The organism is Streptomyces sp. NPDC051636, from assembly GCF_044453765.1.
Taxonomy (GTDB): Bacteria; Actinomycetota; Actinomycetes; order Streptomycetales; family Streptomycetaceae; genus Streptomyces.
In genome coordinates this window covers 1-13,720 of sequence record NZ_JBITDA010000046.1, presented here as the reverse complement: position 1 = coordinate 13,720, position 13,720 = coordinate 1, and the positions used below count along the sequence as shown (strand labels likewise).

Annotated in this window: 14 protein-coding genes and 2 pseudogenes; 9 read left to right on the top strand and 7 right to left on the bottom strand. The window is 67.8% G+C overall.

Features of this window, described 5'->3' with window-relative positions; genetic code table 11:
* Positions 1–119 precede the first annotated feature (119 nt).
* Entirely contained in the window at positions 120–1,139 is a 1,020-nt protein-coding gene (locus ACIBBH_RS40000) for a hypothetical protein (protein ID WP_399413537.1), read from the top strand.
* A gap of 414 nt (positions 1,140–1,553) precedes the next feature.
* Here the strand turns inward: ACIBBH_RS40000 and ACIBBH_RS39995 are convergent.
* A pseudogene (locus ACIBBH_RS39995) lies at positions 1,554–1,760 on the bottom strand (transposase); the annotation flags it as partial.
* Positions 1,761–2,076: 316 nt separating this feature from the next.
* On the opposite strand from ACIBBH_RS39995, the gene ACIBBH_RS39990 reads away from it, so the two are divergent.
* The 3 genes from ACIBBH_RS39990 to ACIBBH_RS39980 all read left to right on the top strand — a co-directional run bounded on the left by ACIBBH_RS39990 (position 2,077) and on the right by ACIBBH_RS39980 (position 4,558).
* A complete protein-coding gene (locus ACIBBH_RS39990; RefSeq protein ID WP_399413536.1) occupies positions 2,077–2,766 on the top strand; it encodes a helix-turn-helix domain-containing protein in 690 nt (229 codons plus the stop codon).
* A 117-nt stretch (positions 2,767–2,883) separates the two neighbouring features.
* Positions 2,884–3,774: a hypothetical protein gene (locus ACIBBH_RS39985; RefSeq protein WP_399413534.1), complete on the top strand. Its 891-nt coding sequence runs from the start codon at positions 2,884–2,886 to the stop codon at positions 3,772–3,774.
* A 259-nt stretch (positions 3,775–4,033) separates the two neighbouring features.
* Positions 4,034–4,558 (top strand): site-specific integrase, encoded by a 525-nt coding sequence (locus tag ACIBBH_RS39980; protein ID WP_399413532.1) that lies wholly within the window; start codon positions 4,034–4,036, stop codon positions 4,556–4,558.
* Positions 4,559–5,047: 489 nt separating this feature from the next.
* Here ACIBBH_RS39980 and ACIBBH_RS39975 read toward each other — a convergent pair whose 3' ends face one another.
* From ACIBBH_RS39975 to ACIBBH_RS39955, 5 genes are all read right to left on the bottom strand, one after another.
* Positions 5,048–5,449 (bottom strand): DUF6009 family protein, encoded by a 402-nt coding sequence (locus ACIBBH_RS39975; RefSeq protein ID WP_399413530.1) that lies wholly within the window; start codon positions 5,447–5,449, stop codon positions 5,048–5,050.
* The gene (locus ACIBBH_RS39970) at positions 5,446–6,969 is read right to left on the bottom strand and encodes a phage/plasmid primase, P4 family (protein ID WP_399413527.1); all 1,524 of its coding nucleotides are present in this window, start codon (positions 6,967–6,969) and stop codon (positions 5,446–5,448) included. The genes ACIBBH_RS39975 and ACIBBH_RS39970 overlap by 4 nt, the downstream gene beginning before the upstream one ends.
* Positions 6,966–7,967 (bottom strand): bifunctional DNA primase/polymerase, encoded by a 1,002-nt coding sequence (locus ACIBBH_RS39965; protein WP_399413526.1) that lies wholly within the window; start codon positions 7,965–7,967, stop codon positions 6,966–6,968. Before ACIBBH_RS39965 ends, ACIBBH_RS39970 begins: the two co-directional genes overlap by 4 nt.
* A gap of 1,053 nt (positions 7,968–9,020) precedes the next feature.
* Positions 9,021–9,224 (bottom strand): hypothetical protein, encoded by a 204-nt coding sequence (locus tag ACIBBH_RS39960; protein WP_399413525.1) that lies wholly within the window; start codon positions 9,222–9,224, stop codon positions 9,021–9,023.
* Complete coding sequence (locus tag ACIBBH_RS39955; RefSeq protein WP_399413523.1) at positions 9,203–9,916, bottom strand: hypothetical protein; 714 nt, start codon at positions 9,914–9,916, stop codon at positions 9,203–9,205. Before ACIBBH_RS39955 ends, ACIBBH_RS39960 begins: the two co-directional genes overlap by 22 nt.
* 139 nt (positions 9,917–10,055) lie before the next feature.
* On the opposite strand from ACIBBH_RS39955, the gene ACIBBH_RS39950 reads away from it, so the two are divergent.
* Both ACIBBH_RS39950 and ACIBBH_RS39945 read left to right on the top strand, forming a co-directional pair.
* Positions 10,056–10,568, top strand: coding sequence for a helix-turn-helix domain-containing protein (locus ACIBBH_RS39950; RefSeq protein ID WP_399413521.1), 513 nt, complete (start codon positions 10,056–10,058; stop codon positions 10,566–10,568).
* A gap of 44 nt (positions 10,569–10,612) precedes the next feature.
* Complete coding sequence (locus ACIBBH_RS39945) at positions 10,613–10,861, top strand: hypothetical protein (protein WP_399413519.1); 249 nt, start codon at positions 10,613–10,615, stop codon at positions 10,859–10,861.
* A 177-nt stretch (positions 10,862–11,038) separates the two neighbouring features.
* Here ACIBBH_RS39945 and ACIBBH_RS39940 read toward each other — a convergent pair whose 3' ends face one another.
* Positions 11,039–11,347 (bottom strand): type II toxin-antitoxin system PemK/MazF family toxin, encoded by a 309-nt coding sequence (locus ACIBBH_RS39940; protein ID WP_399413516.1) that lies wholly within the window; start codon positions 11,345–11,347, stop codon positions 11,039–11,041.
* A gap of 192 nt (positions 11,348–11,539) precedes the next feature.
* On the opposite strand from ACIBBH_RS39940, the pseudogene ACIBBH_RS39935 reads away from it, so the two are divergent.
* The 3 genes and pseudogenes from ACIBBH_RS39935 (at position 11,540) to ACIBBH_RS39925 (ending at position 13,498) form a co-directional block, all read left to right on the top strand.
* Positions 11,540–12,771, top strand: a pseudogene (locus ACIBBH_RS39935) (IS701 family transposase).
* A gap of 170 nt (positions 12,772–12,941) precedes the next feature.
* Entirely contained in the window at positions 12,942–13,235 is a 294-nt protein-coding gene (locus ACIBBH_RS39930; protein ID WP_399413514.1) for a hypothetical protein, read from the top strand.
* Positions 13,232–13,498: a hypothetical protein gene (locus ACIBBH_RS39925; protein WP_399413512.1), complete on the top strand. Its 267-nt coding sequence runs from the start codon at positions 13,232–13,234 to the stop codon at positions 13,496–13,498. The genes ACIBBH_RS39930 and ACIBBH_RS39925 overlap by 4 nt, the downstream gene beginning before the upstream one ends.
* Positions 13,499–13,720 lie beyond the last annotated feature (222 nt).

Below are 13,720 nucleotides of genomic sequence, written 5' to 3'. Positions count from 1 at the left end.
GGCCACTCCTGCCAAGCCACTGAAGACAAGGACCTCACAAGCCACATCCGGCTCTCCCGGCCCACCCAACAACTCACGGAGACCCCATGCCCCCACGACTGTCACACTTCCAGAAGCTGATGGACCGCATCGGACGCTCGCAGATCTACTTCAACGAACCGCAGTCGTCCTCGGACTTCCTCAGGGACTTCCACGCTCTCGGCAGGTTCACCGTTGGTCAGGGCGGCAGCCGCTGGTGGGCGCGCGGGCTGGTAACCGATGCCGTCGACAGCGCCGACCTACGCGCGGCGTCGGTGTCCTCCAGCCCACTGGAAGTGACACAGATGCCCGCCCGCGGTGACGACGGCCGGACGATGACGTTCGTCCAGATCGCCCAGAACAGCGAGGACCGAATGCCGTCCGCTGAAGTACGCGGTTCGTTCATCCAACAGGCACAGCGGCATATCGACTTCGAGGAGAAGATCTGCGGCGACTTTCATCACAGGGCCAACACCTTGGTGGCTGCCGCGATGGAGACCGGCGTGGCACTGGTGTGCAACGACCCAACCGGAGAATGGGGCATGGGCATCACCGCGGACGTGTTCCGCCGGCTGATCAAAAGCGTCTTCTTCGTCGACGATGACACAGCCTCAAAGATGCTTCAGGGCAAGGGCTACTCGCCCCGGGGGCACTACCTGTTCGGCATCAGACACGCTGACGGTCGGCTCAGCCATGCCATGGTGTACGCGAAGTGGCCCTGGGGCTTCGAGGCCACCTACATCATGAAGGATGACGCCTACACCGGCGGGCAGCTACGGCATGCGGCCTCGCTCCTGGCGCTGCTGAGCTCGGCCCTCGTCCTCGGAAGGCACGGCGGCGACAGCCTGTGCTACGGCGAGACCAACGCGGCAAGCTCCAAAACCGGGGCGCTCGCCGGCTTCCGGATATGCCGACCCGACGTCGTGACGGACGCTCCGCTCCTGCACCGCAATATCCTCTGGGCCGAGAACCCCCTCGGGTACTCGGCCGCCGCACATGACGGCCAGGCCCTGCCCCCGCCGTACAACCAGTGGACGTACGAAAACTACACCCCCGTCATGCTGGACTCCTCGAAGGTACAGCCCTACCGGGAAACCGCGATGGACCTCCTTGCGGCCTGATGCCAAGGTCAACCGCGGATTGAGAGGGAGGTGTGACGCGGTAGGAACACCTGATGTGCTTCAGCTCGGCGGCGGGGGTCGCCATCCCTTTGCACCGCCGGGCGTGCCCTTCCAATCCGAACGCACCATGCGGCCCTGGCTGCCTGGTCGTACCCGCCAGGCCGGTGCTTGCTGTCAGCACCGCTCACCAGCCTTTCCCGATCGACGAGAGACCGATGCCATACCGACCATGCCTTGGAATACGTCCGACATACCCACCAGTGCGTTCGGCACTCCACTGATCGACGTTTCGCCGCTCGTCCCGGGTGCCCGACTCCTGGTCAAGGACGAGACACGGTACGCGTCCGGAAGTCACCAGGAGCCGGCGGCCCGCGCCGTCGCAGCCCGTGCCGCATCCGACGGATACCGCCGCGTCATCTCGTCGACCCCGGTCAGGCGCCTCTGCCGCTTCATGACGATCTGCGGCTCGAAGCTGCCGTCGCGGTCACGCGGCACCTGCAGGCCGCCCGCGCGGGCCCGGTCGACCAACTGCCCGATCAACTGGTCATCCAGCAGGTCCGTCGGCAACTCGGCCGGCCGGACCTCTTGAACCGCCTCAGCAGAGACAGTCACGTCACTCATCAGGTGCTACTTCCATGATCGGGAGTTACACCGAAGACCGTACAGACCCCAAACCGGGCCGCCTGACCGGCCCACCAGCGCACGCTGAGCGTGTCGGGGGAGTCGAAGCGGCGTCCGAGGCCCTGTTCTCGCATGGCTTGGCTACAGCCAGGTGCCGTGTACCGCTCCGTGACGTCCTGCGGGGCGGTCTCTGTGAGGGCCATCGGTGCAGCGGATAGCGGTAGCGAGGTCCGGGGCCTGCGAACCCCGGACATTCCGAAGTCTTCCGCACTACAGTCGGCCGCAGTTGTGTCCGTGGTGCGGAGGTGGACGATACGTGGGGAGCTATACGACACGACGAGGCGTCCGAACCGGCGCGACGATGTGGCGGGCGCTCTCAGATGGTCCCGAGAAGCGCATCGCCCCCGACGGCGTGATGGATCTGATGTGGTTCCAGGACCGCCTCGTCGTGGCAGGCCCCGACACTCGGACGGTCATCGTGCCGACGCATGCCGGCAAGGTGACCTGGGGTCTCCAACTCGCTCCGGGCGTGGCGTACGCACTTCTCGGTGTGCCCGCACACGAACTGAGGGAGCGGCGCGTCGAGTTGTCGGAACTCGTCGTACTCCCCAGGCACGACGGCTGGTCGTTCGAGGACAACCCGGCCGACGCGCTCGAACGGGTTTTCATTGCCCTATGGACGCGGGCGGACCCGGAGCGCTCCGTCCTTCGTCTGGCGACCTCTCTCGACCGCGCCGCTCGCGAAGGCCTGAGCGTGCGTGAGACAGCAAAGCTCCACGACCTATCGGAGCGATCATTGCGTCGGCTCAGCAACCGGCTCTTCGGCTACGGCCCCAAGACGCTCATGCGGATTCACCGTTTCCAGCATGCACTCCACTTGGCACGAGCAGGTCTGCCGTTGAGTGATGCAGCGGCGACAGCCGGCTACGCCGACCAAGCCCACTTCAACCGTGAGAGCAAACGGCTCACCGGCCAGACACCCACCACGCTCACACGCGTCGCTTAGCTGTTTTCAACAGGATGACGCCCTCTCAAACGCTCGCCTTTCTGGCTTCGTGTTCGTTCCCCTCGGCTGGCCGTTTCGTCCAAGCCTGACATAGCCAACGGATGACAGGGTCGTCGTATGAGCATCAACCTGGGTCGCGCGAGAGCGTTCATGGCCTCGCACGCGCGAGTTCTCGATCAGCGGCGCTTCGAGGCCGTCACCACCGGCAGCGACGCGGCTCGTAAGGCCATCATCCACGGACTCGACGCCTACCGAAACCCCGACGGCGGCTACGGATGGGGACTCGAACCGGACCTTCGCGCACCAGAGAGCCAGCCAGGAGGCGCCCAGCACGCGCTCGAGGCACTCGCCGACGCCGGCCCTGCGACCTCGCCGCACACGGCAGCCCTCCTCGACTGGCTGGACTCCGTGACTCTGCCCGATGGCGGGCTGCCGTTCGCGCTCCCGATCAGCGACCCCGCGGCGTGCGCCCCGTTCTGGGTACAAGCGGATCCCTCGGAGACATCGCTGCAAATCACGGCCGCAGTGGCGACGCAGGCGTATCGCACCGCGCGCTGGGATGAAGCCGTACGAGACCATCCATGGCTGGCGACGGCGACACGGTACTGCTTCGACGCGATCCGTAAGATCGACGAAGCGCCCTTCGCGTACGTGCTCTCCTTCGCGCTCCAGTTCCTCGACATCGCAGCCGACACCCACCCGGAGGCGCATGACCTCCTCGACCACCTCGGACGGTTCGTCCCGAAGAACGGGGCACTCGCCGTCGTCGGCGGGGCCGAGGGCGAGACGCTTCATCTTCTCGACTACGCGCCCGAGCCCGGGCGACCGATCCGCGGCCTGCTCGACCCCCAGGCTGTGTCGGACGACCTCGACCGCCTGGAACTCGGGCAGCGACAGGACGGCGGGTGGGTGATCGACTTCACCAGCTATTCGGCCGCCGCATCACTCGAATGGCGTGGCTACACGACGGTCGACGCCGTCACTGTGCTGCGCATGAACGGACGCTGATCCCGGCTCGCTCCGGGCCACAGAGTGCGATTCGGCCCTGTTCTACAGCTGCCGCCCCTCAAGTGGCTTTCGGTAATCGCTGCCGCAATCTGTGACACCACACTTCCCGAGGGCTGCCGCAGTAAATACCGGATTTACTGCGGCAGCTCCCCTACCGTGATCATCGCGACCTGCGGCGGGCCATTCCGGCCGCAGGGGTGAGGTGTACGCATTTACTGCGGCAGAGCATGAAGGGCGGGCGGGCGTGACACTCGAACGAGTGACCGAACTCGGGAGCGGGCGTGCGTTGCGGCTGCCGCGCGCCCGGGTGGTGCCCCTGTCCGCCCAGCCCTCGTCGTACACCGCGGCAGTCGAGCGGTACCTCACCGGCGCGGGCATCGCCCAGCTCCTGCCCCGACTGATCGCCCGGCGCACCCGCGGCCCGCTGTTCCTCACCGACCGCAAGGCCCCGGCCGGAACGCCGACGCTCGACGTCTGCCCGGAGACCGGCCGCGCCCGGCTCTCCTACCGCCGGGCCGAGGAGATATTCGAGGAGAACACCCGGCTCCTGGCCAACCCCCTCGCCTCACCCGACAACATCGAAGACCTGGACGGCTGGACACTCCACCGGCTACGCCACAGCGCCCTCACCCACGACGCCGAGGACGGCACCTCAACACCGATACTGCTGGCCCGCTCCCGCCACGCCTCAGTCCGCTCCCTGGAGCAATACGCCCGCCCCGGCGTCGACGCGGTCGCCCGGCACGTCGCCGAACGCGCCCCCGCCGCCCGCCGCCGTCGCTGAACATCCAGAACCTACCGGCGGGTTACTTGCTCCCTGGCGTTGGAGGTGGGACTACAGGGCCGTCAGGGATTCAAGATCAACTCATTGCCCCTTTGACGCGTATCTGGGTCACACCCCTGGGGGGATCGCCCGAACGCTGTTTCAGCGAGGCCACGGTCAAAACTCACCTGCGGCGGATCTACGGCCAATTGGAAATGGACTCGTGGCCGGTGCGGTGGCTGTCGCGAAGGAACGCCGCCTGCTTCCGTGACAACCTCGGCAGGGAACGTGGAATTGGATCGCGCCGCACGGCCCCTGGAACTTCTGATCCGGCCCAGAGCCGGAATATGAGGCCCTCCGCATGAGGCATCCTGCCCCGGCTGGAGGAGCTCGGCTGCTCCACGTTGCAACGGTGGGCCAGGGGACCTGGAGGCCCTGCGTCACCACACCCGACCGGGGTGCGGTGACGACCGAGATCGAGCAGGGAGGCTGCGTCGGCTGCGGGTTCTGTCAGAGGGGGCGCGTTATGCCGAATTCTTGCATGGCGGTGGAGGGAGGTCCGCCTTCGGAGCGTTCGGTTTTGTAGCCCTTGATACGGGCGGCGACCGTGCGTGGGTCGACGGCTTCGGCTGGGGCGCCTTTGGCGTACAGGCCACTGGGTTCGGTGTCGCGGTCGTGCGGCAGCAGCCAGAAAACGCGTCGGCGGAAGGTACCGGAAGAACGGGAGGCCTTGGCCTGGGGGCCAAGGACGGCGTAGCCGACCATCCGGCCCGGGCGGTGGTAGACGGGCCTGCCGCGGCGGTTTGGCAGCCTGTCGAGGCTCTGGCGGACGTAGTCGAGGGTGTCGATGTCTTCGAGCCAGATGAGGTCTGTTTCGTGGCTGATCTCGTCCTCGGTGATCAGGGAGCTCATGCGGTGGCTTCCCTTTCCTCGTCAGTGAGCAGTCCGATGCCCGGGTAGTGCTTGCGCTGGTTAGACAGGATCATCTCCTTGGGCGAGGCCAGCCCGACCAGCTCGCGGGTCCGGGCGGCGAACGCACGCGAGGACATGGCCGGTGCACCTTCATTTTGGCACCACGCCCTGTAGACGGCGTAGAGGGCCGTCTGTTCAGCGCGCAGATCGGGGCCCAGGGCGCAGCACTCGTCATAGAAACGGCCGGTGTGGTCCTCGGTCTCGGCGTAGGCGGTAGTGGCGATGCGGACGCGTTCGGGGCCGGTGAGGTCGCGTTCGCCGCCGAGATAGCGGCGGGCACCGTCGATGAGCCAACCGAGGATACCGGGGCCTTCCTCAGTGACGAGGATGTCGGCAAGGTTGTCGATCTTGCGGTCGTCGGGGACGACGCGTTCGAAGGGGATCAGACGCATACGGCGCCAGAAGGCGAAGCCGCCGGTGCCAACCTCGGGGCGGTGGTTGCCCAGAAGCCAGAGCTTGTGGGTGGGCTGGAAGCTGAAGAAGTCCTGCCGCATGCGGCGGGCCTTGATCCGGTCACCACCGGTAAGCAGCTTGACACGTGCCTCGTCGAACTTGTCTCCGGGCTTGACTTCGGAACAGATGATGACACGCCGGCCATGAAGCTCCGCAAGATCGGTCGGATGGCCTTCATAGGGACGGGCCATCAAAAAACCCGGCGGCGCTGCGTCCGCGTAGTCACCCAGCAACTTCATCAACACATCCAGCAAAACTGACTTGCCATTCTTGCCAGCCCCGAACAGAAACGGCAGCACCTGGCCGCCGACGTCGCCGGTCACCGAGTAGCCGAGCAGCAGCTGCAGGTAGTTGATCATTTCGCTGCCTTCGGCGTCACTCCCGAAGGTGTCAGTCAGGAAGCGGTCCCAGCGCGGAGTGGATACGTGCTGGGGACCGACGGTGGTGGAACGGGAGTGGAAGTCCTTGTCCGGGTCCGGGATCTTTACCAGGCCGGTGCGTAGGTCGACGATCCCGGCCGGTGTGCACAGCGCGTAGGGGTCAGCGTCGAGCAGGGCAGAGTTCAGGACCATGCCAGGGGCGGATTTGGCCTGGCTGAGCATGGCGTTGATGCCGGTGGTGGACAGCGCGCGGCGGCGGTGCTGCTGCAGGGCCTGGGTGGTGAAGAGGCCGCGGGGGTCGTGAGTGGCGATATTCTCTGCGAGGTCGCCGGCGGCCCACAGGACGGTGTCGTCCTCATCAATCTGCCAGCGGGTGGTGTCCCACCGGTACCAGCCGATACCCGGCACGTGCCGGTAGTCGTTGGCGTACAGCTTGACGAACAGCTTGGCGTTGCCCCGGTCGGAGAGGGTGTCGGGCAGCAGTCCGGCCTCGGTCGCCGCGCCGGCCGTGGCGCGCTTGGCATCGGCCTGGGCCGGCAGGGGCACAGAGGTGCTCTGGGCGCGGATTTGGGCTGCGACGGCTTCGGGATCGAACTCGAAGAGGGTCTCGTTGCCGGGCGACGTCACGGGCGCCCTCCACGGGTGTACAGAGGGCGCTTGAGGCCGGCAGCCAGGCCGCTGCGGATGATCTGCTCGATGCGGCGTTCCTGGCCCGGCCGGGCCGCGGCTGCGGTCCCTGTCAGAGCACGCTCGGCCTCTTCCTGTGTCAGGCGGCCTGCGGCCACGAGTCCGCCGACGGTGTAGGCGGCGCGGTTGAGGGTGTCGGAGAACCCGGCACCTTGTACAAGTTGGCCGCAGGCTTCAACGGGGGCGAGGACGGACGCGAGCAGGCGCTGGGTGTCGCTGCGGCCGCCGCCCGCGGCGAGGACGGCCTGCTGGGCTCGCGGTGGTACCGGTCGGGGGGCGGGGATGCTGGGCGCGGGCAGGTGGCCGGTGCGCTCGAGTTCCTGGGCGAGCCAGGCGGGGAGAACGGCCGGCTCTCGGATGTCGCCGAGCGGGGTGTACGTACCCTGGGACGTTACGGTGCCAGGGCCAACGATGTAACCGCCGTGGGCGCGGACATCGACTTGCCAGGCCAGGGCGCGGCCCTGGCTAGAGCCGGACGAACACTGCCAGCGGCGGTTGTCGGCGGCCCGGTACCAGACGTGCAGCCCGCCCGAGGGGGTGCGCACGCGCAGCGTGGTCTCGTCGTCGGCAGGACTGGGTCGGCCGCGCAGCGCGGCGAGCACGGCGAGAGTGTGAAAGCCGTTGGCGAGGCCGGTGAGGTCGATGTGGTCGCCGATGGGGATCCCCGGCAGGATCCGGTCCCGGCTCGGGGGTTGGGAGGGGTGGGCGTCGATGTCGATGACGACCAGGCCAGCCGGGCCGCAGGCGACGCCGACGCCGAACTCCGGATGAGTGCCCCACCACTGGGTGATACGTCGTTGGTCGAGGGTGGCGGCGTGGAAGCCGTGACACCAGCGGCCCGCAGGCAGGCACGGGCACCCGGCGGGCGGGTGTGGCGTGGTACGGCAGTTGGTGCAGTTCGCGGCGGGGGTCTTGCGACCGGCAGCGAGGGGATGCACTGGCCAGCCCCGCCGCGCGCACCAACTGGCGACGGCGAGGGAGGCAGCGACTGAAGGGTCGGGGCTGCTCTGCCCTGAGTCGCTGCGGGAAACATGCAGCTCAGCAGGCATCTGCACCCCCTATCAGCGACCGAAGCGACTCAACGACGGACACAGAGTAGCGAATGCAGGTCCCGAGGTCGTGGAGCACATGCGAAAGAGCATGCGTTGCGTAGCGGTGATGCGTTCGCCAGGCCACCAGCAGCGACTGAACAGAGTGGCCAGCGACTGAAGGTCCTGCAGTCGCTGCCGAACGTCCATGACTGAAGTTCCTGGCCAGAGGCTACTCAGTGACCTGATCAGCGACTGAAGCGACTGAAGGTCTCTATATATGACGCACACACGCGCACAGGAATGTCTTCATATATCCCAAAGTTGAGTCGCTTCAGTCGCTGTGTCTCCCGCGCATACCGTCCGACCTGCGGTTTTACATCCGGAGTGGGCAGCGACTGAAAAGCTGCTGAGTCGCTGTTCTTCAGTCGCTGCGCCGCCCGCGGGTCAGCGACCCAAGCGACTGAAGCGACCGAGCGACCGAGCGTTCGGCGTGAACTCGACCAAGGCCGCGATGGCTCGGACCGCGACACCGGGTCGCTTCGGTCGCTCCTGCTCAGCACCAGCTCCCCCGCGCTGGGCTCCACGCCCCTGGGCCGCGCCTGTCGGCAGCCGGACACGACGCCCAGGCAGTCTGCGACAAGCCCAGCCTGATGTCAGAGAGTGTGTCCGGCATAGCCCGGCAGGCGGGAGTGGACCGCACCTTCCTCTATCGCCACCGCGACCTCCTCGCCCTGATCCACGCCGCCGAACTCCAACCGGCGCGGTACGACCCGGCGGGCGCGTCACCGGTGAGCCTGGCCTCTCTCAAGACCGACCTCGCCAACGCCCAAGCTCGCAATACCCGACTCGCCGCTCGCGTCCAGCAGCTGAAGAAACGGCTGTCGGAACTCATGGGCGAGCATGCCTGGCGCGAATCGGGGCTGGGGGCACCCGCTGACATCGAGGAACTTCAGCGCACCATCACCCGGCGATGCCGAAGTGCGCGCCGGCCAGCAGGTTGCGGTACCGGACGCGGTCGCCCCGGTCGGAGGCGATCGTGACGCCGTAGAGGAAGGCGAGCTCGTCGCGGTGCCGCTCGGGGCTCGGGTCCAGCCGGACGCGTTCGGGACTGCGGGTGCCGAACAGGTCCATCACGGTCAGCTTCACCGGGGCCTCGGCAACCATGCGGCGGGCCAGGTCGGTGAACGCGGCGGTGCCGTAGTGGGCGTAGAGCGGTGGTTGTAGACGGCGTGCGCCTCTCCGTCAGGTACGGCGACGTTGGCAGGGTCACGCACCAGGCGCTCGTCGCGCGGGGCGGGCACGATGTGCAGTTTCTCCGTGAGGTCCACGCTCATCCGGGCGGCGGCTGCCGTCGTCCATGACGCGGCGGTGGACGAGTGCACGAGGACCCGGTCGCACGCCGTGAGCCCGGCGGCGAAGGCCAGCATCACGCTGCGTCCGAGCCCGTCGTCGTCCAGGGACGGGTCAGCCAGGAGCCGCCCGTCATCGGCGAAGGAGAACGGCAGGTAGTGGCAGTACCCGGCGATCAGTGCGTCCGTCCCGGCTTCCAGGAGGACAGCCCGGATCGCGGGGGCGGCCTCGATCTGGTTGGCCACCACCACCTCCGGCCGCGTACGCCGGATCAGATCCGCCAGTCCGTCCAGGCCGGGGTCGAAGCGGGCCCGGTACTTCGTGGCCGGCACCCGGGTGGGCTCGAAGCCCACCCGGCGGTCACCGGTGGCGACCGGGGCCGCCACGGTCACCTCCGCCCCGGCGTCCGTCAGGGCCGGGGCCAGCAGGTCGGCGAAGGTGAAGCCGGAGTCTGTCGACAACCGGTTCGGGTTGGAGACGTTGAGCAGGTACAGCAGGCGCGTCATGGTGCATCCCCTCTCCCCGGCCACGAAGGTCGGGCCGGTGAGAGGAGGAAACCGGCGGCGGGCATGGCGACAGAATGGTGAACTGTCCTCACTCACGGTTCACTCACGCACTCAACACCCAAGCAGGGCGGGGGCTTTGATGGACGCGCATAACGCGGTCACCGTGGAACAGGCAGCTGCCAACTGCGCCGCCGAGATCGCCTACTGGCGCGAGGTGCGCGGCATCTTGAAGAAGGCCCTCGCCGAGCTGATGGGGTTCCACCCCTCCTATGTCAGCCTTATGGAGTCCGGCCGCCACAAGCCGACCGCTGACTTCGCCCGCCGCGCGGAGGAGACACTGAACGCGGGCAAGGCAATCTGGCGCAGGTGGAACGACTACGAGACGGCCCGCACCCGCCAGACCACCGCGGCGGCGGCCGCCGTGCCTGCCTCGCGGCCAACCGAGCAGCCGTACGCCACTGGCTCGGCGATCGTCGTGGAGCACGATGCCGCCCGGCTCGACTACGACGGCAGCCTCTACCGGCTGACCATGCGCCGTCTGCTGCGCAACACCGGCACGGCCCCGATCACCCGCTACCTGATCCGCATCTCGGTCGACCGCTATCCCGGCGACCCGAGCGTTCCAATGCCCACTAGCGGACGTATCCGCTGACCTGGGATGAGTTAGCGCTCGCGGCGACCTGCCGCGGGGAGGTGATGCGCTGGGAGGCCAAGCACGACCGGGACGCCTTCAAGGAGGTGTGGTTGCTGTTCGACAACGACCAGGGCCGCTTCCCGCTCTACACGGGCGATTCGGTGTGGATCGAGTACGCCTACACCGTCAGCGACACCAAGTGGGGCCGCTGGTTCCAGCGGGCCGTGCGGCTGCCCACCGAGCACCTGGAGGTCACGCTCGCCTTCCCTTCGCGCTCGATCCGGTGGTGTGGAGCACCGAGACGTCGATGACCGCCGAGGCCTCTCCGCTGCCCAGCGCGCCCGGCCGTCGCGAGGAGGTGACGCGTCTAGTACTCCAGCCGTAGTTCGTGATCTCGATCGTGAGGGGCGCCGAGGAGGCAGGTGGCAGCGTCGATCATCTGGACGAGACCGACCACGCCGTCGCGGGCGTCCGCGTTCCTTCTCCACCTACCCGAGTCCACCGAGACGGAGGGCGTTCTCAATCTCGCTGAGTTTCGCGGAGGACAGAACGCCCGCTCGCTCGATCAGGTCGTCCCGGGACACTGTGGTCAGCCACGTGCAAGGGGTAAAGCCCGGACGCGGGAACGCGAACCGCAGCACCCCTTCAAAGGGCAGTCCTTCCACGGCGCCTACTGCCACTTCGACGCACAGGCCGGTGATGTCGACACCCGCTGGAGCAACGACCTGCATTACCCGGATCCCGGACGCGTCGTCTCCCGACAGCAGTACGACCAGCCGCCGCTCGTCGAACTCCACCCACCAGACTTCGCCACGTTGCACATGTCCTCCTGACACAAGAACGGCGGGCGGACGCTGCCCGACCCTGACGCGCTGTGGAGACGGGTGCGGCCACCCGTTGATCATCGGTGTGTGAAGACAAACGATCACGCGGTGGCCGCAGGTCACAGCGTAGACCCTGCCCGCTGGCAGGAGGCGTTCGAGGGCCTGATGAGCCGGATAGCTGGACGGTTCACGCGGGTCGAACCCCGGCGCCGGGCACGGCAGTTGGTGCTCGGCCTGCTGTCGGACCTGCCGCGCAAGAACTGCTGGACCATCGCCGAATGGGCCGGGGAGAGGACCCTGGACGGCATGCAGCATCTGCTGGGGCGGGCCAAGTGGGACGCCGACCGGGTCCGCGACGATGTGTGTCACTACGTGGTGGACCACCTGCACGACGACCAGGCGGTACTGGTGGTTGACGAGACCGGGGACGTGAAGAAGGGCACCGACACGGTCGGCGTCCAGCGCCAGTACACCGGCACCGCGGGCAGGATCGAAATGCCCAGGTCGCCGTCTACCTGGTCTACGCCGGCCGGCGCGGGCACGCGGCAGTGGACCGGGAACTGTACGTCCCGCGTTCATGGACCTCCGACCCTGACCGCTGCCGGGATGCCGGACTCGACCAGGACACCGCCTTCGCCACCAAGCCGGAACTGGCCACTCGTATGGTTGCCCGGTTCCTGGACGCCGGCCACCAGGCCGCATGGGTTGCCGGCGACGAGATCTACGGCGGCAACCTCAAGCTGCGAACCGCACTGGAGGAACGCGGCACCGGCTACGTCCTCGCGGTGGCCCGCTCGCACGAAGTCACCACCGGAGCGGGGAAGTCCCGTGCGGACATCTTAGCCAAGAAGGTGCCCAAGCGGGCCTGGCAGAAGCTCTCCGCAGGGGCCGGGGCCAAGGGCCACCGCTTCTACAACTGGGCAGTCATCGACCTCGCCGACCCCCGCCCCGGGAGTCGTCAGCTACTGATCCGCCGTAACCGCAGCACCGGCGAACTCGCCTACTACCGCTGCTACTCGCCCGCGTCCGTGCCGCTGACCGTACTGGTCCAAGTCGCTGGATCAAGATGGCGGGTGGAGGAGTTCTTCCAGTCGGGCAAGGGCCTGGCCGCACTCGACGAGCACCAGGTCCGCCGCTATACCTCCTGTTCCCGCTGGGTCACCTTCGCCATGCTCGCGCACGCCTTCCTCGCCGTCGTACGCGCAGACGAGCACACCCGCCCCGCACCCGATGCCCTCATTCCGCTCACCTGCAACGAGATCCAGCGCCTGTTCATCACACTCGTTGTCCGACCCGTCCACGATGCCGCCCACCGGCTCGGTTGGTCCGACTGGCGCCGCCGCCACCAGGCCCGATCCCAGGCCAGCCACTACCGGCAACAAGCCACTCAGGCATGAAGATCACGATCTACGGCTGGAGTACTAGGGCGGACTGCGCACCGTGGGGGAGACTGGCCCCTCCCCGGCCACGCGCCTGCGTCCGGCCGATGCCGCGGTCAGCGGGGGACTCTCCCCATGACGAGCTGCTCCCGAGTAGCGTCGTATGCAGCACCCAGGAGGAGGCCACCGTGACCGCTCAACCCGAGCACCCCGGCGTCAGCCAGTTCAACCCGCCCATGCGCACGTTCGCCGAGCTGCGCGAGGCGCTGTCGACGTGGGGCTTCCCCGGTGACCGGCAGGAGTTCGAGAAGGAACTCGACGCGATCGAGCTGGACGACCTGACCGCGGTCCGTGAGATCGCTCAGGCCTACCGGCACCGCGTCCTCATGCGGTACGACTCCGGAGCCATGGCAGCCCTTGCCCGGCCCGCCGACGACGTCGAGGCCGAACTGCGGCGCAAGCTGGCCGAGGCCGCCCGGTGACCCACGCCTTCTTCAGCGACCCCGCCGAGAAGATCCTCACCGAACTCAGCCCGACCGAGCGGACCGCCGTCGAGAGCGTCCGCCGCTCGCTCGAAGACGACCCGGCGCAAGGCCGCGGCCTGCCGGACGCCGACCCGCGCAGCGAGTCCCGCGTCGTCGAGCTGCTGCCCGAGCAGACCCAGGGTCGCGGCATCAGCGTCGTCTACCGCTACAGCCAGGACCTGGACGCCGTCCTCATCCTCTGGCTGATCGCCGGACCGTAGGCATGTCCCCGCCGTCCACCTGACCTGTGGACGGCTCGTAGGCACTGCGGTGCGCGACCCGCAGAGCCCTCATGAGGCCACCAGTACGTGCGGGCGGTCACCGACGTGGAGCCGTCGAGGTCGGCCCCGGGACTGGTGAGGTCGCATGTTCAAGTGTCGCGTATTCCGTCGACGGCACCCCATCTGCTCGCGTTGAGTAGTCGCTCAGCGAAGGGCTGATAC